Annotated in this window: 22 protein-coding genes; 5 read left to right on the top strand and 17 right to left on the bottom strand. The window is 55.0% G+C overall.

Features of this window, described 5'->3' with window-relative positions; genetic code table 11:
- Positions 1-541: 541 nt before the first annotated feature.
- The 4 genes from ACT3TJ_RS06740 to yrfG form a co-directional block, all read right to left on the bottom strand.
- The gene (locus ACT3TJ_RS06740) at positions 542-2,098 is read right to left on the bottom strand and encodes a phosphoenolpyruvate carboxykinase (RefSeq protein ID WP_444665520.1); all 1,557 of its coding nucleotides are present in this window, start codon (positions 2,096-2,098) and stop codon (positions 542-544) included.
- A gap of 314 nt (positions 2,099-2,412) precedes the next feature.
- The gene (hslO, locus tag ACT3TJ_RS06735) at positions 2,413-3,288 is read right to left on the bottom strand and encodes an Hsp33 family molecular chaperone HslO (RefSeq protein WP_444638635.1); all 876 of its coding nucleotides are present in this window, start codon (positions 3,286-3,288) and stop codon (positions 2,413-2,415) included.
- 93 nt (positions 3,289-3,381) lie between these two features.
- Entirely contained in the window at positions 3,382-3,771 is a 390-nt protein-coding gene (gene hslR / locus ACT3TJ_RS06730) for a ribosome-associated heat shock protein Hsp15 (RefSeq protein ID WP_444665519.1), read from the bottom strand.
- A 14-nt stretch (positions 3,772-3,785) separates the two neighbouring features.
- Positions 3,786-4,448 carry a GMP/IMP nucleotidase gene (yrfG, locus tag ACT3TJ_RS06725; RefSeq protein WP_444665518.1) on the bottom strand — a complete coding sequence of 221 codons (663 nt, stop codon included), beginning with the start codon at positions 4,446-4,448 and terminating at the stop codon, positions 3,786-3,788.
- 71 nt (positions 4,449-4,519) lie between these two features.
- Between yrfG and nudE the strand changes: the two genes are divergently transcribed.
- Positions 4,520-5,119, top strand: a complete 600-nt coding sequence (gene nudE / locus ACT3TJ_RS06720; RefSeq protein WP_172116166.1) for an ADP compounds hydrolase NudE — start codon at positions 4,520-4,522, stop codon at positions 5,117-5,119.
- A gap of 1,438 nt (positions 5,120-6,557) precedes the next feature.
- Here the strand turns inward: nudE and ACT3TJ_RS06715 are convergent.
- From ACT3TJ_RS06715 to ACT3TJ_RS06700, 4 genes are all read right to left on the bottom strand, one after another.
- A complete protein-coding gene (locus ACT3TJ_RS06715; protein WP_192527979.1) occupies positions 6,558-7,613 on the bottom strand; it encodes an oxidoreductase in 1,056 nt (351 codons plus the stop codon).
- 18 nt (positions 7,614-7,631) lie between these two features.
- Complete coding sequence (gene ilvD, locus ACT3TJ_RS06710; RefSeq protein WP_444622169.1) at positions 7,632-9,476, bottom strand: dihydroxy-acid dehydratase; 1,845 nt, start codon at positions 9,474-9,476, stop codon at positions 7,632-7,634.
- Between the two features lie 197 nt (positions 9,477-9,673).
- Entirely contained in the window at positions 9,674-10,609 is a 936-nt protein-coding gene (locus ACT3TJ_RS06705) for a methyl-accepting chemotaxis protein (protein WP_444622170.1), read from the bottom strand.
- Positions 10,610-10,759: 150 nt separating this feature from the next.
- On the bottom strand, positions 10,760-11,950 hold the full coding sequence (locus ACT3TJ_RS06700; RefSeq protein ID WP_444665517.1) for an RNA-guided endonuclease InsQ/TnpB family protein: 1,191 nt from the start codon (positions 11,948-11,950) through the stop codon (positions 10,760-10,762).
- On the opposite strand from ACT3TJ_RS06700, the gene tnpA reads away from it, so the two are divergent.
- Positions 11,843-12,259 carry an IS200/IS605 family transposase gene (gene tnpA, locus ACT3TJ_RS06695; RefSeq protein ID WP_084812773.1) on the top strand — a complete coding sequence of 139 codons (417 nt, stop codon included), beginning with the start codon at positions 11,843-11,845 and terminating at the stop codon, positions 12,257-12,259. The genes ACT3TJ_RS06700 and tnpA overlap by 108 nt on opposite strands.
- A gap of 122 nt (positions 12,260-12,381) precedes the next feature.
- On the opposite strand, the gene lon is transcribed toward tnpA, so the two are convergent.
- The 9 genes from lon to nrdR form a co-directional block, all read right to left on the bottom strand.
- Positions 12,382-14,847, bottom strand: a complete 2,466-nt coding sequence (lon, locus tag ACT3TJ_RS06690; protein WP_444665516.1) for an endopeptidase La — start codon at positions 14,845-14,847, stop codon at positions 12,382-12,384.
- 93 nt (positions 14,848-14,940) lie between these two features.
- Positions 14,941-16,197 (bottom strand): DUF945 family protein, encoded by a 1,257-nt coding sequence (locus ACT3TJ_RS06685; RefSeq protein ID WP_193055047.1) that lies wholly within the window; start codon positions 16,195-16,197, stop codon positions 14,941-14,943.
- 66 nt (positions 16,198-16,263) lie between these two features.
- Positions 16,264-16,737, bottom strand: a complete 474-nt coding sequence (locus tag ACT3TJ_RS06680) for a phosphatidylglycerophosphatase A family protein (protein WP_193057415.1) — start codon at positions 16,735-16,737, stop codon at positions 16,264-16,266.
- Positions 16,734-17,711: a thiamine-phosphate kinase gene (thiL, locus tag ACT3TJ_RS06675; RefSeq protein WP_193057414.1), complete on the bottom strand. Its 978-nt coding sequence runs from the start codon at positions 17,709-17,711 to the stop codon at positions 16,734-16,736. Before thiL ends, ACT3TJ_RS06680 begins: the two co-directional genes overlap by 4 nt.
- A 36-nt stretch (positions 17,712-17,747) precedes the next feature.
- Complete coding sequence (gene nusB, locus ACT3TJ_RS06670) at positions 17,748-18,251, bottom strand: transcription antitermination factor NusB (RefSeq protein ID WP_087105682.1); 504 nt, start codon at positions 18,249-18,251, stop codon at positions 17,748-17,750.
- Positions 18,248-18,736: a 6,7-dimethyl-8-ribityllumazine synthase gene (gene ribH, locus ACT3TJ_RS06665; RefSeq protein WP_087105680.1), complete on the bottom strand. Its 489-nt coding sequence runs from the start codon at positions 18,734-18,736 to the stop codon at positions 18,248-18,250. The genes nusB and ribH overlap by 4 nt, the downstream gene beginning before the upstream one ends.
- A gap of 4 nt (positions 18,737-18,740) precedes the next feature.
- Complete coding sequence (ribBA, locus tag ACT3TJ_RS06660; protein WP_193057413.1) at positions 18,741-19,907, bottom strand: bifunctional 3,4-dihydroxy-2-butanone-4-phosphate synthase/GTP cyclohydrolase II; 1,167 nt, start codon at positions 19,905-19,907, stop codon at positions 18,741-18,743.
- Positions 19,908-20,133: 226 nt separating this feature from the next.
- Complete coding sequence (gene ribD, locus ACT3TJ_RS06655; RefSeq protein WP_193057412.1) at positions 20,134-21,294, bottom strand: bifunctional diaminohydroxyphosphoribosylaminopyrimidine deaminase/5-amino-6-(5-phosphoribosylamino)uracil reductase RibD; 1,161 nt, start codon at positions 21,292-21,294, stop codon at positions 20,134-20,136.
- Positions 21,294-21,782 carry a transcriptional regulator NrdR gene (gene nrdR / locus ACT3TJ_RS06650; RefSeq protein WP_172116157.1) on the bottom strand — a complete coding sequence of 163 codons (489 nt, stop codon included), beginning with the start codon at positions 21,780-21,782 and terminating at the stop codon, positions 21,294-21,296. The genes ribD and nrdR overlap by 1 nt, the downstream gene beginning before the upstream one ends.
- 427 nt (positions 21,783-22,209) lie before the next feature.
- Here nrdR and dsbG point away from each other — a divergent pair, with 427 nt between their 5' ends.
- The 3 genes from dsbG to ACT3TJ_RS06635 all read left to right on the top strand — a co-directional run bounded on the left by dsbG (position 22,210) and on the right by ACT3TJ_RS06635 (position 26,609).
- The gene (gene dsbG / locus ACT3TJ_RS06645) at positions 22,210-23,034 is read left to right on the top strand and encodes a thiol:disulfide interchange protein DsbG (protein ID WP_226912238.1); all 825 of its coding nucleotides are present in this window, start codon (positions 22,210-22,212) and stop codon (positions 23,032-23,034) included.
- A 177-nt stretch (positions 23,035-23,211) separates the two neighbouring features.
- Positions 23,212-24,822: a methyl-accepting chemotaxis protein gene (locus tag ACT3TJ_RS06640; protein ID WP_444614698.1), complete on the top strand. Its 1,611-nt coding sequence runs from the start codon at positions 23,212-23,214 to the stop codon at positions 24,820-24,822.
- A 206-nt stretch (positions 24,823-25,028) separates the two neighbouring features.
- Positions 25,029-26,609, top strand: a complete 1,581-nt coding sequence (locus ACT3TJ_RS06635; RefSeq protein WP_193057254.1) for a methyl-accepting chemotaxis protein — start codon at positions 25,029-25,031, stop codon at positions 26,607-26,609.
- Positions 26,610-26,695: the final 86 nt, after the last annotated feature.

Genomic DNA, 26,695 nt, shown 5'->3' with positions numbered 1-26,695 from the left:
ACTGCTTCCATACTGAAGCATGATCATCATGCCAGAACGGTTGAGCGCATTAGCTACCGTTGATAGCGTGGCTGCGCCTGATACTACTGCGTTAAACATCAGCTCGGAATACTCATTTATTCTCTGCAAGTCCCGTTTAGTCCTTGCTTCTAAGCATTTTTTTAATCAGTAGTCTTTGAAAAACTACGTTTAAAGAATCCGCTGAAGGATTTTTACAGGTCTCGCTAATACGTTATATCGAACTGATAGAGCACTGTCGTTTAAAAACCCATAGAGGCAATTACCGCCGTACGTTATCTCCCTGTGCGGTATTTCTCTTTACGTTATTACCTCTAGAGACCATCAACGGCATACTTAACCTTAATCATGATTAACCTTATGTCAACAATACACACTAATGAGTACCCAATGTACAGCGATACCGATAACACAATTGCAGTATTCAGCAAAGGTTTGCTCTTTACCCGCCGTTCATCAACGCAGAAAGCCGCCTCAACGTGAGGCGGCTTTCTGGAAGACGTGCTTTGTACCCTACTCAATATCAACCCAACTGCGGGCCTGCCTTGAGGATCGCTTCGCTCACCCCTTCAAACTTCTTGAAGTTATCCACGAATTTAGTCGCCAGCTCTTTCAGGTGCTGGTCGTAGGCAGCGCGGTCTTGCCAAGTATCGCGCGGGTCAAGCAGGCTGGAATCAACGCCTGGCACGGCGACCGGCACGTCAAGGTTCAAGCCTTCGATATGGCGGGTTTCTACATCGCGCAACACACCTGACTGAATCGCACTGATAATCGCACGCGTCGTCGGGATAGAGAAGCGTGAACCGCCTTCCCCAAACGCGCCGCCCGTCCAGCCGGTATTGACCAGGTAAACCTGAGCGTCTTTCTTATCAACACGTTTGATCAGAAGATCCGCGTACTCACGCGCGGGGCGCGGGAAGAACGGGGCACCAAAGCAGGTAGAGAACGTAGCGGCCAGGCCTTCTGAAGAGCCCATTTCGGTAGAGCCAACCTTAGCGGTGTAACCGGAAAGGAAGTGGTACGCCGCGGCTTCTTTTGAAAGCACCGACACCGGCGGCAGCACACCCGACATATCGCAGGTCAAAAAGACGATGGCGTTAGGCTCGCCCGCCAGGTTTTCCAGCACGCGCTTTTCAATATGCTCAAGCGGATACGCGGCACGCGAGTTCTGCGTCAGGCTGTCGTCGGCGTAGTCAGGCTCGAGGCGGTCATTGAGCACCACGTTTTCAAGCACGGTGCCAAACTTGATCGCGTTCCAGATAACCGGCTCGTTTTTCTCGGAAAGGTCGATACATTTGGCGTAGCAACCACCTTCCATGTTGAAGACGATACCGTCACCCCAGGCGTGCTCGTCATCACCAATCAGGTAACGTGCTGGATCAGCGGAAAGCGTGGTTTTACCCGTACCAGAAAGACCGAAGAACAGGCAGGTTTCGCCATCTTCACCCACGTTGGCCGAGCAGTGCATCGGCAACACGTCAGACGCTGGCAGCAGGAAGTTCTGTACCGAGAACATGGCTTTTTTCATTTCGCCTGCGTAGCGCATACCGGCGATCAGCACTTTTTTCTCGGCGAAATTGATAATTACGCAGCCGTCAGAGTTGGTGCCATCACGGCTTGGCTCGCACTCAAAATCTGCCGCGTTGAGAATGACCCACTCATCTTTACCCGCCGGATTGTAAGCGCTCGGACGTACAAACATGGTGCGGCCGAAAAGATTCTGCCAAGCGGTTTCAGTGGTCGCGCGAACCGGCAGATAGTGGGTGGAATCACTCCCCACGTGCAGCTCAGATACAAAATACTCACGACGGCTTAGATACTCTTCAACCCGCGCCCACAGAGCGTCGAATTTAGCGGCATCAAACGGGCGGTTGACGCTGCCCCAATCAATACTGTCACGCGTTGACGGTTCATCGACAATAAAGCGGTCAGCTGGCGAACGCCCCGTGCGTACGCCAGTATTGATCGCCAGAGCGCCATCTGCCGACAGGCGGCCTTCACCACGGGCCACGGCGCGCTCGATTAATTCGGCGCTGCTAAGATTCACGTGGGCTTGGGGAGCGGCTTGAGTCGTGGTCATTTTGATTCCTGGGCCTTGCGGCCATTCTCTCGTTACCGGGCGCTGTTAACGCCACCAAAAAAAGGTCGTCCCAACAACATTACATTGCGCTGGGTGTGCTGAAGTCAGGCGCATTATTGCAAAAAGAAAGCCCCCGGGAAACGGGGGCTTTGAGCAAACATTTTGTAGTTAAACTACTACAAATACACAATATTTCTTATTGCAGCGCAGTAAGCTTTTAACTATTTTCAGGGTGGAATCGCTACAACCGTTGTCGCTACTGCCCTTTTGCGAGCACACCCCGTTAATCAGCGCCTTGATAAACGACTACATAATCAGTGAATAACCGGCGATGGTGCATCCGGGTTCTCCAATAATGTCTCAACATCAGCCGCAGTGTAGTGATATTTCGTGTGACAGAAGTGGCATTGCGTATCAATAGCGCCTTTTTCACGCACAATATCGCGCAGTTCAGCAGCGCCTAACGTGATCAATCCTCCCGCCATTCGCTCCCGCGAACAGGTACAGCCAAAACGCAGGGCTTTAGGATCAAAGACCCGAACCGTCTCTTCATGATAAAGGCGATAAAGCACTTCGCGCTGCTCTAACCCCAAAAGCTCCTCGGGTTTGATCGTATCGGCCAACGCGACGCTGCGCTCCCACGCATCAGTATCCTGATTTTGCGAGGCATCAGGCAAACGCTGCAGCAATAGGCCACCAGCACGCTCGCCGTCTGCCGCTAACCACAAGCGCGTAGGCAACTGTTCGGATTTGCCAAAATAGGCTTCCAGACAGCCACTGAGCGTTTCGTGATCCAGCGCGACAATGCCCTGGTAGCGCTTGCCTTCACGCGGGTCGAGCGTAATGACAATTTGACCTTCTCCGACCAATTCACGAAAGTCTGCTCGCTCGCTGGGCAAGTGGCTGTCTTGTGCCACACGCGCAATCGCACGTAGCTCGCCGCCGGGGTTGGACTCCGCCATTAGCAGCGACAGCACGCCCTGGCCACGCACTTCAATACTCAAGGTGCCGTCCAACTTAATGGTATCGGTTAGTAGCGCGACAGCGGCCAGCAGTTCACCCAACAGTTCATTGACGGCGGGCGGATACGCGTGGCGCGTGAGCACTTCGTGGTAGGCAGTGGCTAGCGTTACGATTTCGCCACGTACGTTGGTTTGGTCAAACATAAACCGCTGAATTTGATCAGACATAACAAGGTCCTGCAGTAAAAGGGTACTTAAAGTGGGCGCTTGGCGGGCTAGCCTGCCTTAACTGTGAAGGCAGCCCCAGGCAGGAAACGTCGGCTACTCGCCGGGCTGACGCTGAAAGCGCTGTATATCGCGGCGCTGCTTTTTATCAGGCCGTTTGAGGGGGTGCTGCATGGTTTGATTAGTAAGCCTGCGGGCTTCGGCCTCACGGGCACGGCGCTCGGCACTTTCGGTGGTCTCTGCATAGAGTTTTCGGGCTTCAGGCGCACCGCGACGCTGGTCAGAAAGCTCAATTACTTCGACCTCGTAAATATCCCAACCCTGGGGCACGCGGATAAGCGCCCCCAGCTCGACATTTTTACTGGTTTTGACACGCGCACCGTCATAATGCACCTTGCCACCTTCAATGGCTTTTTTAGCGAGCGCGCGGGTTTTAAAAAACCGCGCAGCCCATAACCACTTGTCCAAGCGAACGGTGTCGCTCATTAACGCTCTCCTTGCTACCCCGGTACGTTTTCTGGCAGCAGTTGGGCAAATCGATCCAGAGCGATAAACTCCTGCAGCTCTTTTTCTGGGCGCTGGCTGTCTGGCTGTTTAATACCCAGCAAATGCCGGATGCCAAATTCGCGGGCGCTTTCCAGCACGCGGGAGTTATCGTCTATAAACAGGGTACGGGCCGGGTCAAAAGGTTCGATGCCTTGCAGTGCAAACCAAAATGCCTGCTCCTCTTTCGCTGCCCCTACATCTTCAGAGGAGATGATGGCATCCAGGTAGTTTTCCAACCCTGTTAACGGCAATTTAAGCGATAGGCTGGCTCTATCAGCGTTGGTGGCCAATATCACTCGGGGATGGGCCTGCTTTAGCCACGCTAAGAAGTCGAGTGCATCGCTACGTAGACCAATTAAATGCTGCACTTCCCGCTTGAGCGCAACGACGTCGACATTCAGCTCTCGGCTCCAGTACGCCAGGCTGTACCAGTTTAGCGTGCCCTGTTCGCCCATAATGCGCTGCTGGAGTGCATTTTGAGATGCTTCATCAAGCTGATGAAGCTCTCTATAACGGCGCGGGAGATGCTCCAACCAGAAGTGGCTGTCAAAGTGTAGGTCCAGCAGCGTACCGTCCATATCCAACAGCACGGTATCAATTTCGCGCCAATCAATCATTGCCGCTCCAGTCTAAAAGAGTAAGCGTGCTATTGTAGCCTAACCCTTATTTAGCAGCCATGGAGGCCCTTATGTCAGCATCTGATTCTCCCGCCGGCTACCTGCGCAAGCCGCAGATACTGGCCCGTGAGAGCGTAGCCAAAAGCCGCTTGTTTCATATTGAGTCGCTGGATTTACGCTTCTCGAACGGCGAGGAGCGCCAGTTTGAGCGTTTAACCGGCGCCGACCGTGGTGCGGTAATGATTGTGGCCATGCCTGACCCTGACCATGTGTTGCTGATACGCGAGTACGCGGCAGGTTTTGAAGACTACGTATTAACGCTTCCCAAAGGATTGGTGGACCCGGGCGAGGATGTTATTACCGCGGCTAACCGTGAATTGATGGAAGAGTGCGGCTTTGGTGCTCACTGCATCGAGCCTTTAGTTGAGCTTTCACTGGCCCCCAACTATATGCGCCATCGCATGCAGGTATTAATCGCGACCGACCTGTATGCCAAACGGCTGCCGGGCGATGAGCCAGAGCCGCTTATTGTCGAGACCCACCCCATCGAAGAGCTGCCTGCCCTTTTGCTACGCGACGATTTTCATGAAGCCCGTGCCATAGCCGCCCTGTATATCGCCCGCGATAAATTACGTGACGAGAAGCGCCAGGACGCTGCTGATTTGTTGTGAGGCAATGTCGGCCCCGCCTTTCAGCACGGGCCCCGATTTTCGAATCCAGTAAGAATCGTAGCGCGTGGTAACGTTTTGCGAGGAACGAGTAAATAAGGCACCCGCGAGTGGCGGCGCAAGCCGCCTTGGCTTGTGCCTCCGTACTATTGCACCCCGCCACCCAACCCCGGCAACGCTTCGCGTTGCTCTCGCGGGTGCGCTGCGCTTACCACGCGCTACGAATTTGCGCTATTTTCGGATCCAGCAAGAATCGTAGCGCGTGGTAACGTTTTGCGAGGAACGAGTAAATAAGGCACCCGCGAGTGGCGGCGCAAGCCGCCTTGGCGTTGTCGCCGTGCCTGTATCCATGCTTTGTAACGCACCACCTGGCAACGCTTCGTGTTGCTCCCGCGGGTGCGCTGGCGCTTACCACGCGCTACGAATTTGCGCTATTTTTGGATCCAGCAAGAATTGTAGCGCGTGGTAACGTTTTGCGAGGAACGAGTAAATAAGGCACCCGCGGGTGGCGGCGCAAGCCGCCTTGGCTTGTGCCTCCGTGTTTATGTCTATGCTATTGCACCCCGCCACACAACCCCGGCAGCGCTTCGCACTGCTCCCGCGGGTGCGCTGCGCTTACCACGCGCTACGAATTTGCGCTACTTTCGAATCCAGCAAGAATCGTAGCGCGTGGTAACGTTTTGCGAGGAACGAGCAAATAAGGCACCCGCGGGTGGCGGCGCAAGCCGCCTTGGCTTGTGCCTCCGTGTTTATGTCTATGCTATTGCACCCCGCCACACAACCCCGGCAGCGCTTCGCACTGCTCCCGCGGGTGGCGGCGCAAGCCGCCTTGGCTTGTGCCTCCGTGCTTATGCTTTTGTACCTCATCACCCAGCAACGCTTCGCGTTGCTCTCGCGGGTGCGCTGCGCTTACCACGCGCTACAAATTTGCGCTACTTTCAAATCCAGCAAGAATCGTAGCGCGTGGTAACGTTTTGCGAGGAACGAGTAAATAAGACACCCGCGAGTGGCGGCGCCAAGCCGCCTTGGCTTGTGCCTCCGTGCTTATGTCTATGCTTTGCACTTCATCACCTAGCAACGCTGCGCGCTGCTCCCGCGGGTGCGCTGCGCTTACCACGCGCTACGAATTTGCGCTATTTTCGGACCTAGCGAGAATTGTAGCGCGTGGTAACGTTTTGCGAGGAACGAGTAAATAAGGCACCCGCGGGTGGCGGCGCAAGCCGCCTTGGCTGTGCCTCCGTGCTTATGTCTATGCTATTGCACCCCGCCACCCAACCCCGGCAACGCTTCGCGTTGCTCTCGCGGGTGCGCTGGCGCTTACCACGCGCTACGAATTTGCGCTATTTTCGAATCCAGCGAGAATCGTAGCGCGTGGTAACGTTTTGCGAGGAACGAGTAAATAAGGCACCCGCGTGAAGCGGGTGCTGACTTTCATGTTGGGTTAAAAGTGGGGTTTAAGCGCTATCCAGCGGCGTTGGCGGTAGCTATCCTGCCCCGCTTCCAAAAGCGTCATCGAGCGTAGCGCGGCTTCGATATCTACCGGTAGCGCAGCACGGCCTTGAAGAGCCTCGACGATTCCTTGGTAATAGGCCAGGTAGTTACCCGGCTGAGTAGGATGCTCATGGCTTGTCAGTGATGCCTTTTCATCCTCCCCATCGCGTAGCGTCAACGTGCCTGGGGTATCTTCTCCCCAATTAACAGCAGGCACCTCCCCTGCTTTCAGGCGATCTTCTTGAGGGTCCAGACCGTATTTTATATAGCTGCCTTGCGTGCCATGTATCCGAAAACGTGGTGTCGCTTCGGCCACTAGCGCACTGGCACTTAACTGAACACGCCGGTCATCGTAGGCCAGTAGCGCGAGAAAATCGTCATCGGCTTGCGCGCCCTCGCGGCGAGTACCCAGCTCCAGCAAAATGGCGTTGGGCATCCCGAACAGCTCACATGCCTGATCTAGCAGGTGTGGCCCTAGGTCAAACCAGAGACCGCCACCCGCCGTGGCTTTCTCGCGCCAGCGGTCACGTACTTCTGGTTTGAACCTATCAAAGCGCGACTCGAAACCGGTCACACGTCCTAGCGTGCCTGTCTCAAGCAAAGCCTTAACCGTTAAAAAATCGCTATCCCAACGGCGATTATGAAACACCGAGATCAAACGCTCTTTCACCACGGCCAGCGATTTTAACTGCTTGGCTTCTGACAGCGTCACGGTAAACGGTTTATCCACCACCACGTGCTTGCCCGCAGAAAGTGCCATTTTGGCAAGCTGAAAGTGGGTATCGTTGGGGGTAGGAATCACAATAAGGTCAATATCGTAACGCTGGCATAATGCCCGCGCCTCACTCTCGACCTCTACATCAGGCAAATCCGCCTGCACCTTAGCGGCGTCGCTTGAGGACACCGCGACCAAATCCAGGCCTTCCGTGGCCTGAATGAGCGGTACATGAAACGTTTTACTCGCGAACCCATAACCTACCAGGCCCACATTGATCGTTGCTTTCATAATGCTCCTTGCGAACGTTTAATCGAGCTTGGAAAGATCGCGCACCGCTCCTTTGTCAGCGGACGTCGCTAACAGTGCATAGGCCTTTAGCGCAGGCGTCACTTTGCGGGGGCGCTGCTCGACCGGTTTCCAAGCCTCTTTTCCTTTGGCATCCATCGCTTCGCGACGAGCGGTAAGCTCAGCATCGGAAAGCTTGACGTTAATCGTGCGATTGGGGATATCAATGATGATGGTATCGCCCTGCTCCACCAGGCCGATTGCACCGCCCGCTGCCGCTTCCGGCGATACGTGGCCAATGGACAAACCGGATGTCCCCCCCGAGAAGCGACCATCGGTCAGTAGCGCGCAGGCTTTGCCCAGCCCTTTGGATTTAAGGTATGAGGTTGGATACAGCATTTCCTGCATGCCGGGACCGCCTTTAGGGCCTTCGTAGCGAATCACCACGACATCACCCTCTTTTACCTTGCCATCCAGTACGTTGGCGACCGCCTGGTCCTGGGACTCCACGACGTGGGCCGTGCCTTCAAACAGTAGGATCGAATCATCAACACCGGCGGTTTTGACCACACAGCCGTCCAGCGCGATGTTGCCGTAAAGCACGGCCAAGCCGCCCTGGGTTGAGAACGCGTGCTCCAGGTTACGGATACAGCCAGTCGCTCGGTCACCGTCCAGGCTTGGCCAGCGCGTGCTTTGCGAGAAGGCCGTCTGGGTGGGCACTCCACCAGGACCTGCTTTAAAGAACTCAACCACTTCCGGGCTGGGTGAGCGCATGATGTCCCACTCGTCCAGCGCGGTCTTGAGACTATCACCGTAAACCGTGGGCACCGAGGTATCCAGCACGCCCGCGCGATCAAGCTCACCCAGGATCGCCATGATGCCACCCGCCCGGTGCACATCTTCAATGTGGTACTTCTGGGTGTTGGGCGCCACTTTACACAGTTGAGGCACTTCACGGGAAAGCTGATCGATATCCGACATGGTGAAGTCGACTTCCGCTTCTTGCGCGGCCGCCAGCAGGTGCAAAATGGTATTGGTGGAACCGCCCATGGCGATATCCAGGGTCATCGCGTTACGAAAAGCGGCTTTCGAGCCAATCGCGCGAGGCAGCAGGTGCGTCTCATTGCCTTCGTAGTAACGCTTAGCCAGCTCAACAATCTTGTGGCCCGCGTTTTCAAACAGACGACGACGGTCCGAGTGTGTCGCCAGCACAGTGCCGTTACCCGGCAGCGCCAGGCCGAGCGCTTCGGTCAGACAGTTCATTGAATTGGCGGTAAACATGCCTGAGCAGCTGCCGCAAGTGGGACAAGCGCTACGCTCAACTTCGGCCAGCGTTTCATCATCCACGCTGTCGTCAGCCGCCATTACCATGGCGTCTACCAAATCCAGGCCATGATTTAACAGCTTGGTTTTGCCGGCTTCCATGGGTCCGCCTGAGACAAAGACGACCGGAATATTCAGGCGCATAGCAGCCATCAACATGCCAGGGGTAATCTTGTCGCAGTTGGAGATACATACCAACGCATCGGCACAGTGCGCGTTACACATGTACTCAACGCTGTCGGCGATAATGTCGCGGCTGGGCAGCGAGTACAGCATGCCATCGTGGCCCATCGCGATGCCGTCATCGACGGCAATAGTGTTGAATTCCTTGGCTACGCCACCGGCTTTCTCAATTTCACGCGCCACCAGTTGGCCCATATCTTTCAGGTGGACGTGACCGGGGACAAATTGGGTAAACGAGTTGGCGACCGCGATAATAGGTTTGTGAAAATCGTCATCTTTCATACCCGTGGCGCGCCATAAAGCGCGGGCGCCAGCCATATTGCGGCCAGCGGTGGTCGTACGGGAGCGATACTCAGGCATAGTGTCCTCTACATCTTTTTTTTGGCCCGCTGCCAACTCGGCGGTGGGCAGGTGAATCCAGCATCCATGATTGTGGCATGAGCGCTGCTCACAGACCAGATGTAGTATCCGACGAGATTTATCCGCTGACGCGTTTCTAAAATGCCACCTTGGAGGGTGGCATCTATCCCGTAAGGGAGTGTTGAGGCGTTAGATGCTTAAAACTCTTCCCACTGGTCGTGCTGAGGCTGGGCGGCGAGTTTATTAGGCGCGGCATTACTGGCGGCGGACAGCTGCCTGGTTGTTTTCTGCTGAGCCTTATGCGTAAACGAAAGCTTATCGCGGGCGGCTTTGGCACTCTCTTCTTGAAAACCTTTTAACCGGAACGCATCGACCACGTTGGCCAGCTCAAAGGCCTCTAGCGCCAGATTGTCGGCTGACGCCGCGATTGACTGCACTTTTGATGCATTTTGCTGTGTCACATGGTCCATTTCAGCAACGGCTGAATTAATTTGTCCGATACCGCTGCTCTGCTCATTAGAGGCTGCACTAATGGATTCCATTAACACGCTGACACGGTTTACCTGCTGCATCACATTTTCAATGGCGCGCTCTGCCTGCTCTACAGCACTCCGCCCGCCACTGACCTCTTGAGTAGTACTGTCGATCATCTTGCGGATCTCCTGGGAGGCCGTCGCGCTCCGCCCCGCTAGATTACGCACTTCGCTAGCGACAACGGCAAAGCCGCGGCCATGATCGCCCGCGCGGGCCGCTTCGACAGAGGCATTGAGCGCCAGTATGTTGGTCTGAAACGCAATGCCATCAATCACGCTGATCATTTCGGTCATTTTTTCTGCGCTTTGGGCAATGCGCTGCATACGCTCAACCAGGGCTTCCATCTGTTTGCCGGTATCGCGTGTGCTGTCGGCATTTTGCATGGCAAGCTCGGTTGCCTGACGCGCGTTTTCAGTATTCTGCTGCACGGTGGAGGTCATCTCTTCCATGCTGGCAGCGGTTTGCTGAAGCGATGATGCTTGCTGCTCGGTCCGTGATGAAAGCTCTTCGTTTTCAGCAGCAATCTGCCTAACGGCCGGGGTCACGATCGACACTCGGCTATCCAGATCAGTGACGATACTGGCCAAACTAAAGCGCATGGTATCCAGTGAGTAGAGCAGCTCCCCGAGCTCATCGTGGCTAGTTTGCTTGTTGCTGGCCGCCAGGTTCCCTGCCGCAATCTGAAAGGTCAGGTGGCGCGCACCCGCTAAGCCGTTGAGTACATTGCGTAGATTGACGTCCTCCCCGCCCTAAAGGACGGGGATTCCAACTTCTTGAGGGCAACGTCCTGCCCCGAGGCTGAGGATATTCCGGGCCGCATTCACGTCCCGGTCGTGGAGTACACCACACTCCACGCACTCCCAGCCCCTTACTCGCAACCCGTTGACGCCCTGCGGCCCGCTAAGCGAGCCGCACGACGAACAGGCGCGGGTGGTGTTGGTTTCGCGAACGACCTTGAAGACGATGCCTGCGTGAGCGCATTTATATTCCAGCATCGTTTTCAGTTGTGACCAGCCAGCGTCGTAGACGCTTTTGGCCATCTTGGTCTTCGCGAGCTTGGTTGAGGAAACATCGCCCACGACGATTTCGCCGTACTGGTTGACGAGTTTCCGGGAAAACTTGTGCTGCGCGTCCTGGCGACGGTTCTTGATCTTGGCGTGAATAGCCTTTACCCGCCGCTTGTTACGCGCACGTTGGGCTGTCGCCAACTGGTCTTCCATGCGGCGGTAGAAGCGGCTATTTTCCAGCCTTCCTCCATCGCTACAGGTGGCCACATCCTTGAGCCCAAGGTCGATGCCAACGGCGCCCTGCCCAAGCGTCGGCTGCACGTCCACCTCGACCGCAGCATTGAAATACCACCGGCCCCGGCTATCTTCATTGAAACTGCCGGCACGGAACTTGTATGTCGACAGGCCGTAGCTATCCCACACCTTGAAGTAGGTGCCGTTGTGAAATACCTGCCCGTTCTTCCACTTGGCCGCGCCGGTATTGACCGGAATCCAGCCAAGTGAGCGGCGTACACCGCCGGACTTGCGCCAATTCAGGCGGGGCTTTTTGAACTGCTTGCGGCGGGCAACGTATTCAGCAGCGATGCATTGCAGCGTTTGGCTGTGCAGGCCGAGGTCCTTGCCAGCACCCTTGGTATAGGGATGCATGTCGTAGGCAGACAGAAACAGACCTTTCTCCCGAATGGCTCGAGAAGACAGTTCGTTGAGGTAGTTCCAAACAAAATTCACGCTGCGGGCCATGCGGTTAAGCTCGGCGGCGTGTTTGTCCTTCACTCGAACCTTGAGGGTCTTGGTCTGCTTCATGGCTTCGAATATACTTGGTCTATGGAAACCAAACAAGCTATCAGAACAGGAAGACACTGCGTTTTTAAACTCCATGCCCATTTGGTCTTTGTCACCAAGTATCGGGGCAAGGTGTTCACCGGCGCGCATCTCAACTCCCTCGAATTGCTTTTCGACCGAGTGTGTCGGGACTTCGAGGCGGAGCTACAGGAGTTCAACGGTGAAACCGATCACGTCCATTTGCTTGTCAACTTTCCACCCAAAGTGGCGGTATCCAAGCTGGTGAATAGTTTGAAGGGGGTATCCAGCCGGCGGATGAAGTTACTACACCCTGAACTGGTGCAGCCCGCCTACCGGAAGAACTCGCTGTGGAGTCCAAGCTACTTTGCGGGAAGTGTCGGAGGCGCCCCCCTGAGCATGGTCAAACAGTATATTGAGCAACAATCGAGGCCGGACTAGGGACGCTCTCGCGCCCCTCGCTATCCATCCTCGCACTAGAAGTACGAGGTTTTTCGCGATGTTCGATAAGAAAATATGTTTTAAATCATCTACCCTCGCTCAGCCCTTCCCTGGCGTATGTTTCAATTCTTAAAGACAACGTTAGCTACGTCTTTATAGCGGTTAGCGAAGTGTACCGTCATACCTTTCTTAAGATAATCAGGAAGTTCTTCGTAATCGCGGCGGTTGGCCTCGGGCAGTATCACCTCAAAAATGTCGCTACGCCGGGCAGCAATCACTTTCTCACGAATGCCGCCAACAGGAAGCACCTGACCGGTCAGGGTGAGCTCTCCCGTCATTGCCAGTGGCCGCGTAATGGGCTGATGCTTGGCGAGCGAGAGTAGCGCGGTGGTCATGGTGACACCCGCCGAAGGGCCATCCTTGGGTGTTGCGCCCTCGGGCACATGCAGGTGAACAAACGCTGAATCAAAGAAGTCAGTATCGGCGCCATACTCCCGCAGGTGGCCCAGAGTGTAGCTGTAGGCAATGTTGGCAGACTCTTTCATGACATCGCCAAGCTTACCGGTTAGCTTGAACCCCCGGTCCAGCGCGTGAACTTTACCCGCTTCAATGGGCAAGGTAGCCCCGCCCATTGATGTCCAGGCAAGCCCTGTCACCACGCCTTCGCCTTTGAGGGCTTTTTCCTTACGGAAAAGAGGCGCTCCCAAAAACTCCTCCAGGTTATTGACCGAAATCTTGACGGTTTCGATCTCCTCTTCCAGGAGCTTAACCGCCGCTTTACGTACAATACGGTGAAGCTGCTTTTCGAGTTGCCGAACGCCAGCCTCACGGGCGTAGCCTTCAATAACCTGCTTTAACGCCGCCTCGGTTAAGTTGATGCGCTTTTTAGGCATGTTATTGCGCTTAAGAAGCTTCGGCCACAGGTGGTGCTTGGCAATCGCCTGCTTCTCTTCCGCGATATAACCTGAAAGGCGAATTTGCTCCATGCGGTCCAAAAGCGGGCCGGGGATCGAGTCCAGCGTGTTGGCCGTGCAGATAAACAGCACCTTGGAAAGGTCCATCCGGACATCCAGATAGTGGTCCAGGAAGTCGACATTCTGCTCAGGGTCTAACACCTCAAGCAGCGCTGAGGCGGGGTCCCCCTGGAACGACTGCCCCAGCTTGTCGATTTCATCCAGCATGATCACCGGGTTCTCGACTTCGACTTCTTTAAATGCCTGCACCAGCTTACCGGGCATGGCGCCCACATAGGTACGGCGATGGCCCTTAATCTCGGCTTCATCGCGCATTCCGCCGACAGAAAAACGATAAAACTCGCGGCCCAGCGCCTCTGCGATAGAGCGGCCAATAGACGTCTTACCAACCCCTGGCGGGCCTACCAGCAGTACGATGGAACCGCCTACATCGCCTTTAAATGTGCCTTCCGCGAGGAACTCGACAATACGTTCTTTCACGTCCTGCAAACCATCGTGATCGCGGTTTAACACTTCACGCGCATGGCTTAGGTCAAGCTTATCCTGGCTGGTGACCCCCCAGGGCAATGACGTTAGCCAATCCAGGTAGTTGCGGGTCGTACCGTACTCGGGTGACCCGGTTTCCAGCACGCTTAGCTTATTCAGCTCATCATCGATACGGCTCTGGACACGCTCGGGAACGACCAGCGACTCCAAACGGCCTTTAAAGGTATCAACGTCGTTTTCGCGGTCATCCTTGGAAATACCCAGCTCACGCTGAATGACCTTTAACTGCTCGCGCAGGAAGAATTCACGCTGCCGATCCTGCATTTGCGCATTAACCTGCTCACTGATCTCGCTTTGCAGTTGCGCGACTTCAATTTCCTTACGCAGCAGTGGCAGCACCTTGTGCATCCGCTCTTCTACCGGCAACGTATTCAGCACATCCTGAAGCTCAGGGCCTTTGGCTGACGTAATCGCGGCGGCAAAATCGGTAAGGGGGCCTGGCTGATGAGGGCTAAAGCGGTTCAGATAGTGCTTTAACTCTTCGCCATACAGCGGATTAATCGGCAGCAACTCTTTGATGCCGTTAATAATCGCCATGGCATACGCACGCGTCTCCTCGTTTTCCGCATCAACAGGCTCTTTGGGATAGGTAACTTCAACGAGATACGGCGGCTCTTTAGACAACCAGCGTTTGATTTGAAAACGCTGCACGCCTTGGGCAATAAACTGAATCTGCTGGTCCTCGCCCTTTAGTTTATGCACTTTAACGGCGGTGCCAATCTCGGGAAAATCGTCGTGACCCAACGACTCCACACCGCCCTCGCCCACAAAGGCAACGCCCAATGTTTTATGAGGCGTATTGCCTACGCGACGCATGGTCTCTTCCCAGCGTTCACGATTAATGACCAGTGGCTGAACCTGGGCGGGGAAAAAAGGGCGGTTATGAATGGGCAGTAAATAAATGCGTTCAGGCAGCATATCACTGGCAGGAACCAACGAGTTTGTCCGCTCGCCATCGGAGCGATGATGCTCTTCTTCACCTATATGGTCAGTCTCAGCAGATGACGGGACATCTTCTCCCAGCCAGCCGAGATTGTCGTCATCGCGGTCGTACTCCTGGTCGCTCATATACCCTCCGGTAAACAGTGACTAGCGGATATACCGCTTAGCATTGCTTATGGAATGCGGGCAACAGGCTTAAACTTCAACCCTTGGCGCCGTCTATTGCGACCAGAGGTCCGGCATGGGACGACCGTTAACACGCCACTTCCCGCGTATCACGTCAAACTGCAGCTCACGGGTTCCTAACGGCAAGCCCAGCCATAAGGCAACTACCGTCGGTGCATCATGCCAAATAAAATCGCCGTCAAGGCGTTCAAGCCAACGGGCACGCTCTTCCTGCTTATCAAGCAAAGTGACATTGAGCTGATCCAGCTTTCGAGCATCGAAGAAGAGCGCGCCATCAGCGTCAACGCGAAGCCCCAGCAGCGGGCTATCCACATCTACGGTGATAACATCCAATCGCGGAGAGTCACTCAATATTTGCAGTAGGTCAGGTTCAAGTCGGGATAACAACCCCTCGGCCATCGGCAAGCTGGCATCTCCCCAAGCAGCCTCCTGGCGCAGCCGACGGATAGCCTGACGTATCGCATCAGCGTTAAGGCGTGATAGCTCCATGGCAATATGCCCATTAAGCAGCGCCGTATCGGGTGCCTCCGTAGGCACCATAACGTCGCCCATAATGAGTTCGCCAGTGAGACGCAATTCACTTTCATCCAGCACCATGTAGCTGTGTATATCCAGCGGTGCCAGTTTTACGTCATAGGCTGGGTAGTGAAGTGACAAGGCATCAACATGCAGATGGTCGCGCTGAGCGAAGTGGTGGGCATCTTCAATATAGGTGTAACGGCTTTCAAGCAGCAGCGGTCCCAGGGTTAACTGTGCCGCGCCATCGGTTAGCGCCAACTGGTCCATACGAACGCGTAATCGCCAATCGCCAAACACGCCCTCCAACCGCAGCCGCCCTCCACGGACCTCAAGCTCCCGCCCGCTTTGCTGAATAATAAACGGCGCCAGCGCCAGCTGTAGCTCACTATGCCCACTAAGCGTGTGGTAACGGCCTTTCCAACGTGGTGCAGAGGTGGCAGTCACCTCCCCTACCGCCTGCTGTAACGCCGAATCCAGCCGGGGCAGAAACGTACCTTCAACGTCCGTGCTTAAAATACCGTGACGTGCACGGTAAGTAAGCTCCAACTGCCAGGGGCGTCCCAGCAAGGGGGAAAGCAGCAGGCGACCCTGAGAACTTAACCACCCCTGGCTGCGCTCGACGCGAGACACGCGCCACTCGCCCCGTGCCTCCAGGTCTTCCAGCGCTTGGCGGAGGCTGCGCTCAAACAGCACGCTGGATAGCAGTTGCCCCACCATCCAAACAATGGCTAATGCGGCCAAAATAGGGACAATTAAGCGTTCCTTGCGCATGCCATCTCCTTGAGCAACCGCACGAATAGGAAGTGAGTGTTGCCCAGTGTCACCTGCGGTTGCGTTTTAGTGCAACCAATACCATAAGTGCATGGTGCTCCAGGCATAGATCCCGGCCATGACATCATCAATCATGATGCCAAAGCCACCAGCCACTCGTCGGTCAGCCCAGCGGATAGGCCAAGGCTTAAACACATCAAAAATACGAAAAACAATAAACCCCCACAGCGCCGCCTCCCAGGAGAAGGGAACGGCAGCCATGGTGATCCAGTAGCCGACAAACTCATCCCACACAATGCCGGAATGATCATGCACCCCTAAATCGTGTGATGTTTTATCACAGAGCCAAACGCCAATCACAAAGGCCACGAACACGATGCCCAAATACCAGCCCAAGGGCAGGTCCGCCATAATCCAGTAGAAAGGAATAGCGGCCAGCGTGCCAAAGGTGCCTGGCGCCCAGGGCACCGTTCCACTGCCTAAACCAAACGCAAAAAAATGCGTTGGGCGACGCCACACACTTGGTGGTGCACGGTTCATGGCGCCCCCTCATTAAAATGCTGCCAGCCAGTCCCCAGGTTCGGTGCAATCCCTTTTACACCCAACGTGTCGCTGCATTGGCCAATCACGGTTAAGGGCAGCCCCAGCTTGCCAAGCGCGCGCTGCGCGCTGGCAACGTTCTCAGCCGGCAGAGTAACCAATAGTTCATAATCGTCCCCCCCCGAGAGCGCAGCGTTGCAGGCAGCGTCACGGCCAAGACTACTTTCCAGCGCCTCCGCCAGCGGCAGCGATGTCATATCGAGCGTCGCCCCAACACCTGACGCCTTGCGTAGATGACCAAGGTCCGCCAGCAGCCCGTCAGAAATATCAATAGCGGCGGAGGCTAGCCCTCGAAGCGCTACACCTGCGGCCAAGCGCGGTTCAGGCAGGAGATAACGACGCAGCAAGGGGTGCTGAAGATCACGCTCGCCACGCTGCCAAAGAGCTAACCCACCCGCCCCGCCGCCCAGGGCGCCAGTCACGGCGATCATATCGCCAGGCGCTGCCCCGGCGCGGGTCAAGGCATGCCCCGTCGGCGCCTCGCCCATCACGGTAACGCCAATCGTAAGCGCACCTGAGGTAACATCGCCACCGGCCAAGGTGGTGGCTTGGCGCTGACAAAGCGTATGAAACCCCTTGGCGAACGCTTCAAGCCAGGCATGAATCGCGTGATCATTGGCAAACGTACGCTGATCAAGCGTGAGCGCCATAAAGCACCAGCGAGGGTCTGCCCCCATGGCCGCCAAATCGCTTAATGCGACGGCGAGCGAGCGATGCCCCACCGTAAAGGCGGGCGCATCCTGCGGGAAGTGAACATCAACGACAGAGGTATCAACGCTCACCGCTAGTTGATGACCCGCTTTAGGCACTAACAGGGCAGCGTCGTCGCCACCACCCAGTGCGACACCATCTGCCGGGAGTGGCGCTTGCGACGGCATCAGATAACGGCGAATCAAATCAAATTCAGCAAGCACAAAGGCCCCTTAACCACAGTACCAGACGGCGCGCCGTTACAGGCGGCGGGCGCTGACCTCGGCACTTCGCAAGCGGTTAGCCAGCTTGTCGAGAATACCATTTACGTATTTATGGCCGTCGGTTGCGCCAAAGGATTTGGCCAGTTCAACGCCTTCGTTAATCACCACGCGATACGGCACTTCCATACGGCGAGAAAGCTCATAGGCGCCCAAGCGTAGAATAGCCAGTTCGACGGCGTCCAGGTCTTCCAGACGGCGATCCAGCAACGGTGATATTTCGCGATCCAGCTCGGTCTTATAGCGTGCCGTATTGTGCAAAAGCTCATGAAAGAGTGCCTTGTCAGCAATCTCCATTACCTTAACCCAATTTTCATGATCTTCCAGATCGTCATCGGCGACCTGGCTGCGGAACTCGGCTTCAACGGCGGTGATTGATTTACCCGTCATCTGCCACTGGTAAAGACCCTGGACGGTAAGCTCACGGGCAGCATGGCGGCTCTGCTGGGCAGCAGAGGCCTTACGCTCACGGCGCTCGCTCATTGTGACTCTCCTAGCGGTAACGCACGCAGCAATGAGACCATCTCCATCGCGGCCATTGCAGCTTCCGTTCCTTTATTACCCGCTTTGGTACCCGCACGCTCAATTGCCTGCTCGATGGACTCAACGGTTAAAACGCCATTGGCAACCGGTGTATCAAACTCCAGCTGCAAATGGTTGATAGCCGTATTACAGCCGCCCGCCACGTACTCAAAGTGCGGCGTACCGCCACGAATAACCGCGCCCAGCGCAATCACTGCATCAGGTTTCATGACCTTCAGAACACGCTTCACAGCGAGCGGCAATTCCCAGGCGCCCGGCACGTGAACAAGGTGAATGTTTTCGGCGTCTACGCCATGACGCGTCAAACTATCAATCGCGCCTTCTACAAGGCTATCAACCACATGGTGATTGAACCGGCCAACCACAATAACGTAGCGACCATCGACGTCGACAAACGTGCCTTCTACTTGAGAGAGGGATTGCATCAATTTATTCCTGCTGAGAAATTGGCTCACACGTGATGTCATCAGGCCCCACAAGCTCGACCACTTCAAGGTCGAAGCCCGAGAGCGCTGAAAATTTCCACGGTGAGCTTAGTAGCCGCATCTTACCTACCCCTAGATGGCGTAGAATTTGCGAGCCAGTACCAATCGTTAAATAGTTGCCTGTGCCATCAGATTCACTGGTGCGCGGGGTGCGCACACGATCTAAAAACACATCCAACTGGTCTTTCAAATCCTGATGTGGGCGGCCGTCATCAATAAGCACCAGCACACCGGCGGAAGAACCCGCGACCTCTTCCAGGGCACGATGGGCATTCCAGCGCCCCTGATCATCTTTCGCCAAACCAAGCACGTCACGCAACGTATCGGCTAAATGAACGCGTACGGTCGTGGTCTGCTCGGGCGCGGGCTGCCCTTTCACCAGCGCCAAATGATGCGCGCCTTGAATACGATCACGAAAAACATGCAACGCCAGCTCGCCCTGGGACGTCATTACCGTTGATGTTTCAACATGGTCAACGGTTTGCTCATGAATAATACGGTAATGAATCAAGTCGGCAATGGTACCGACTTTGATACCATGCTGTAGGGCAAACGCCTCAAGCTCTGGGCGGCGCGCCATACTGCCATCATCGTTCATCACTTCACAAATGACACCGCTGGGGTCACAGCCCGCCAGCGCTGCCAAATCACAGGCCGCCTCGGTATGGCCTGCACGACGCAACACACCGCCGGGCTCAGCCATTAACGGAAAAATGTGCCCCGGCTGAACAAGGTCGGTCGGTTTGGCATAAGGCGCACAGGCCGCTTGAACCGTCCGCGCCCGGTCTGCCGCAGAAATACCCGTGGTCACGCCCTGGGTTGCTTCAATAGAGAGCGTGAACTTGGTACCAAACCCTGAGCCATTGTCGCGCACCATCAACGGCAGGTTAAGCTGCTCGCACCGTTCGCGCGTCATCGGCATACAAATCAGGCCACGGGCAAACCGCGCCATAAAGTTGATATGCTCGGCCTGCACTTTTTCGGCCGCCATGATGATATCGCCTTCATTTTCGCGACCCTCATCATCCATAAGGATGACCATCTTGCCTTGGCGGATATCGTCTACCAGTTCAGCAATAGAGGCTAAGCCCCCCGAGGAAGAATTCACCATGGAAGCTCCTAAATATGAGTTCGCAGCGTATGCGATGCCGCGCAACACTGGGGCTGCGCACTACGTAACCATCGTACCGCCAACATTGATAACAATAAGCGGGCAACCATCAAAAACCGATAGCAGCACTGAATTACAACACAACTAATTGCAATACGGATAATTGCGACACGGTTAATTGCGACACGATCAATTGCGACAGAGTACCTTGCTATCGCCGCCTGCGCTAGTCGGGCTCTGGTGAGGCAATAATACGCCAATCTCGCCCTATCGCTCGTATATCATGAATGCTTAAACGCCGCTGATCCGCCATTTGTGAAAGCCCAGGTAGCGCAAAGAGCGGTTTTGCCTCACCCCCCAATAACGTGGGTGCCACAAAAAGCTGCAACTCATCCACCAATCTGGCATCCAGCAGCGCACCAGCGAGCGTGGCACCTGTCTCCACCAGCAGCTCGTTGACCTGTTCGTTTTCAGCCAGCCAGCCAAGCAATTCGCCCAGCGGAAGACGCCCATCGCTCCCCGCCTCAAACACATGCACCTCTGCGCCAGCCGCCGTTAACTTGGCGCGTTTTTCTGGCGAGTGTGCGGGCGTGGTCATTATTAAGGTACGGCCAGGCTCACGTAAACAGGCCGCCGCTAAAGGCAGGCGCAAACGCGTATCCACAATAACGCGCAGTGGCTGACGTAACGCCACGATGTCAGCGTTCGCTACTTGCAGTTGATCAGCCCGCAGCGTCAACCGTGAATCATCCATAATGATCGAGTCAACGCCACTCAAAATAGCGCTCGAACGCGCACGTAGGCGCTGAACATGACTGCGCGCTTCAGGACCCGTTATCCACTGCGACTCACCCGACCCCATCGCCGTACGCCCATCCAAACTCATGGCCATTTTTAGACGCACAAAGGGTCGTTTACGCTGCATACGAGCGATAAAACCAGGATTTAACGCCCGTGCATCTTGCTCTAACAAGCCGATTTGCACGTCGATACCGGCCGCCTTTAGTAGCTCAATTCCTTGCCCACTGACCTGCGGATTAGGGTCGACCATGGCGACCACGACACGTGCCACCTGGGCGTTTTTAAGCGCCAACGCACATGGCCCTGTCCGCCCTGTATGAAAACAGGGCTCTAACGTGACGTAAGCCGTCGCCCCTTTGGCCTTGTCACCCGCGGCATTGAGCGCATGAACTTCCGCATGCGGCTCGCCCGCCTGCACATGAAACCCCTCCCCCACAATATGCCCGGGCTGGCCAGGCGGCTGCTGTACAATGACGCAGCCTACGCGCGGATTAGGGTCAGTGGTATAAAGCCCTTGCCTGGCTAATTGCAAGGCACGCGCCATATAGCGGTGGTCAGCGTCGCTAAACGCGGCAACGGTACTCATTACGTATCTTCCTTATCACGCTCCGATGGCAAAGAGGGCTCTTGGGAGAGACGATCAATTTCAGCGCGAAACTCGTCTATGTCCTGGAACTTACGATAGACCGAGGCAAACCGGATATACGCCACCTGATCCAGGTTGCTTAATGCCTGCATCACGGACTCACCAATATCACGCGCATTGATTTCACGATCGCCTCGGGCGCGCAGGGTTTGGCGAATACGCTCAACTGCCGCTTCAATAGCTTCAGCGCTGACCGGGCGCTTCTCTAAGGCGCGTAACATTCCGGCACGTAGCTTTACTTCATTAAAGCTTTCGCGCGAGCCATCCGACTTTACAACTCTTGGCATCAAAAACTCTGCCGTTTCATAGGTAGTAAAGCGCTCCTGGCAACTGGCACACTGTCGGCGCCGACGCACCTGATCACCCTCCGCTACCAAACGCGAATCAGTCACTCGAGTATCATTAGCACCACAAAAAGGGCAATGCATAGCGGTCAACCTGTTGTCAGTCCGTGCTGTAAGCCGCACGAGTAAGCATGTTATAACCTGTTATCACTCACTGTTTTTCAAGACTGTTCTCAAACGCGTTTTCATCCATCAATCGACCCAAACGTTATGTCTGCAGCGTTTAAGCGCGGACCATGATGCAATAACAGCAGTGTCTAGCCCGTCATTGTAACGATTTGACACACACGCTGCATTGGTTCAATACATGGGATTAATGAATCCAGAAAACACAATGCATTGTATGCGCTACCGGCATCAACATGGCCACTTTTTCGTAGCGCGGCGTCTCTGTTTCAAGTGCTATGCCCCAATTCCAACAAACACCCCTCCGAGGTGTTTGTGTATGCTTCGGTGGCAGGCTCTGATAGGTTAGCGTCACTTATTATGCTCCTTATGCAAGGATGTTGTGATGCCGCTTACCCTCCGTATGCTTAACGTCTCTTTTAAAAAACGCAATGCTTTTAAAACCTCCACAGCCCTCAGCGGCTTGCTACTGTTCGCAGGCTTCAACATCAGCCACGCTAACGCGCTGCCTGCACCGGTGCAGGCATTGGCTGACCAGGGCTGGGAAATTCACGGCCAGTTTGACGCGCCAGGTGGGCTAAGCGGGTTTGGTGCGAGCGCCCAAGGCCAGGAAATAGCCATTTATTTAACACCCGATGGTGAGCACGCGATTGTCGGCACGCTAACGGATCACCAGGGCGAGAACCTGACGGAAGCCCAGCTGGACCAGCATGTCCGCGCAGTGTTGGAAGCCGAAACATGGCAACTACTCGAAGATAGTCACTGGATACAGGATGGCAGCACCGAAGCCCCCAGGGTGATATACACCTTCACGGATGCCAACTGCCCCTACTGTCAGGCATTTTGGAAGAAAACCCGCCCGTGGGTAGAGGCAGGCGAGGTACAGTTACGCCATATCATGGTGGGCATTTTAGCGCCTGATAGCCCTGCCAAAGCCGCCACGCTGCTGGCGGCTGATGACCCAAGTGCCGCCCTCAAGCGTCATGAAGAGGGGGAAGCAATAACAGCCAGCGCACAGCCCCGTGATATTGAAGAGCAGGTGTACACGAATAACCAGCTGTTTGACGCATTAGGACTTTACGCAACGCCCACCAGCGCTTTTCAGCGTGAAGTAGCCAGCGGCGTTGTGCGCATTGATCGCATTCAAGGAATGCCGGAGGAAGCACAGCTGCTCGAACTGATGGGCAGCCCGGCGCCAGAAACACAATAACGCATTAATTTTTCTTAACAAAAATAGCTAAGATGCTGTTTTAAAAATGCCTGCACCGCAGGCATTTCGTTTATGCCCCCTTTTTGAAAAATTTAATGCGTTTTCTCTTAAACACATCGTCCATTCGGCCGATATACAAGCTTCAATCATTATTTGAAAGGCTATGACAAGAACACCATGACACGATTAACCACGAATCAAAAACTCTGGAGCATCCTGGGAATTATTTGCCTCGCCATGCTAACGCTGGTTGGCTGGCTAACCTGGGAGACTCGTCAAACCATTGAGCAGGAACGTCGTAACACTATTCAAAACGTCGTTGAAAGTCTTCACTCGCAGCTAGGGGCACTTCAAGACAAGGTAGCCAGCGGCGAACTCACTCTCGCCGAAGCGCAGCAACGCGGAATTGACAGTCTAGCAAACGCCAGCTTCGCTGAAGGGGAGTATCTGTTTGCCTTTGACGACCAACTAAAGATCGTATCACATCCAAATCGACCGCTTGGCGAGGACATGAGTGGTTACCAAGACACACAAGGCATGCATTTGTACGCCGCGTTTCTTGATGCTGCACGCTCAGGGGGTGGGCACGTTGATTACTTTTCGCGCCGAATCTCCGGTGACGAACAGTTCCCTAAAATCAGTTATTTTGCCTATATTCCCGAATGGAACTGGGCCTTTGGCGCAGGTGTGTATGTAGATGATATTAGAACTGCTTTTGTTAGCAGTATCATTCGCTCGCTGATTGCGCTGTTAATTATTGGCATTCCTGTTGCGGTGCTGATGAGCTGGGTCATTCGTGATGTTTCTCGCCGCTTGGGCGGCGACCCGCGCTACGCGGCAACGGTGGTGCGTTATATTGCGGATGGCGACCTTACCCGTAGTACCCAGCTTTCCAGCCGTGACCAAGCGAGCCTGCTTTATAATATTAACCGTATGCGGGAATCATTGGCCGAAACGATTGGCAATATTCATCACGGTGCCGACCAGGTCAACAGTGGTGTTGAGCAAATTGTGGGCGTTAACGAAGAGCTTTCAACGCGTACCGAACAGCAGGCAGCCTCCCTTGCCGAAACAGCCTCCAGCATGGAAGAGCTCACGGCCACTGTGAAACAGAATGCTGACCATGCCGAGCATGCCCGCAAACTGGCTACAAACACGGCGAATAATGCGCAGCGCGGCAGTGATGCAATGGCCACGGTAGTCAGTACCATGGCCACGATTAACGAAAGCTCGGCAGAAATGAGCAGTATCGTGAACACCATTGATGCTATCGCGTTTCAAACCAATATTTTGGCACTGAATGCCTCGGTGGAAGCGGCACGTGCAGGCGAACAGGGCCGTGGCTTTGCAGTGGTCGCCAATGAGGTACGTCAGCTTGCCAGCCGCTCAGCATCGGCCGCTCAGGAAATCAAAAAGCTGATTGAAAACTCCGGCGCTAAAGTTGCCGAAGGCAGCCAGCAAGTCCGCAATACCGGTGACATTATCAATAGCGCGGTCACCGACATCCAACAGCTCAGTACGCTGGTACAGGAGATATCCGCCGCCACCAGTGAGCAGAGCAGCGGCATTGAGCAGGTCAACCTGGCCGTGACCCAGATGGACCAGATGACCCAACAAAACGCCGGGCTGGTGCAAGAGAGCAATCACGCGACCCAGATGCTTGCGCAGCTTAGTACCCAACTGCGCGAGCGTGTGTCTCACTTCCGAGTGGATCACCAGTCGCCCCTAACCCCCCTACCATCACGCTCATCAACGTCACGCGTTACACACGACGATAGCGATTTTTAAACCAGGCTAGCAGCAGAAAAACGCCCCCTTGGCTTTTTTGGCCACGGGGGCGTTTTTGATTGTATGCCCCACCTTTTCAGCGCGCTTATAGCGAATTTTCAACGCCCTTCTAACGAGTTTTATGTAGTTCGCCTTAAGTAACAGAGCGTTAGGCCGATATAGGTATAGGATGTATTCGTTACTTACTTAGCTGTGATAGGAAAATAATAATGCAAATAACAACAACACAAAAACTCTGGGGAACGCTGGGCATCATCTGGATCACCATGCTGCTGCTGGTGGGCTGGCTTGCTTGGGAGAATCGCCAAACGATCGAAAGCGAACGCCGCGACAGCATTCAATACATCGTCGAAAGCGTGCATAACCAGATTGAAGTGTTACAAGAAAGGGTCGCCGCTGGCGAACTGAGCCTTGAAGAAGCGCAACAACGCGCTATCGATAATATGTCCAGTGTGAGCTTTGGCGCTGATGAATATATTTTCTCTTTCAATGACGATTTAATTGTCATCTCCCACCCTAGCCGAACACCTGGCGATGATATGAGCCGCTATGAAGATGCCGGCGGCATGCTGCTGTATCCCGAACTGCTTCGCACAGCGCAAGCGGGAGGCGGCCACGTTGGCTACCATGCTCGCCGTGCCAATGGCGACGAGCAGCTACCTAAAATCAGCTATGTGGCCTACCTGCCTGAGTGGGAGTGGTCACTGGCAACCGGCGTTTATGTGGATGATATTAACGAAGCATTCATTGCCAACTTGCTGCATTCCATCATCATGCTGTTAATCATCGGCTTGCCGGCCACTCTGCTGATGGGCTGGGTCATTCGTGATGTTTCTCGCCGCCTGGGCGGAGACCCGCGTTATGCGGCAACGGTGGTGCGTTATATTGCGGATGGCGACCTTACCCGTAGTACCCAGCTTTCCAGCCGTGACCAAGCAAGCCTGCTTTATGATATTAATCGTATGCGGCAGACGTTAGCCGGAACGATTGGCGATATTCATCACGGTGCCGACCAGGTCAACAGTGGCGTTGAGCAAATTGTGGGCGTTAACGAAGAGCTTTCAACCCGCACCGAACAGCAGGCTGCCTCCCTTGCCGAAACAGCCTCCAGCATGGAAGAGCTCACCGCCACTGTGAAACAGAATGCTGACCATGCCGAGCATGCCCGCCAATTGGCCACGAACACGGCAAATAATGCGCAGCGCGGCAGCGACGCAATGACCACGGTGGTCAGTACCATGGCCACGATTAATGAAAGCTCGGCGGAAATGAGCAGTATCGTGAACACCATTGATGCCATCGCGTTTCAGACCAATATCTTGGCACTGAATGCCTCGGTGGAAGCAGCACGCGCAGGCGAACAGGGCCGTGGCTTTGCAGTGGTCGCCAATGAGGTACGCCAGCTTGCCAGCCGTTCAGCATCGGCCGCTCAGGAAATCAAAAAGCTGATTGAAAACTCCGGCGCTAAAGTCGCCGAAGGCAGCCAGCAAGTCCGCAATACCGGTGACATTATCAATAGCGTGGTCACCGACATCCAACAGCTCAGCACGCTGGTACAGGAGATATCCGCCGCCACCAGTGAACAGAGCAGCGGCATTGAGCAGGTCAACCTGGCCGTGACCCAGATGGACCAGATGACCCAACAAAACGCCGGGCTGGTGCAAGAGAGTACTCATACCACCCAAATGTTAGCGCAGCTTAGTACTCAACTGCGTCAGAAAGTTGCTCACTTCCGTGTAGATCAAAACGGCGAAGAAGCGCAAGCAGCCCTCCCGCAATACCACTAACAAGCACACAAGCCCCATTCGCTGGCTAAAGCTCCCACAATGCTCATCAAGCCTCAAGGCCAAGCAAACATTGTGGGAGCCCAGCT

Source organism: Halomonas sp. AOP30-A1-24 (assembly GCF_052378165.1).
Taxonomy (GTDB): domain Bacteria; phylum Pseudomonadota; class Gammaproteobacteria; order Pseudomonadales; family Halomonadaceae; genus Vreelandella; species Vreelandella citrativorans.
The sequence above is the reverse complement of the archived record's forward strand: the minus strand, read 5'-3'. Positions and strand labels throughout refer to the sequence as shown.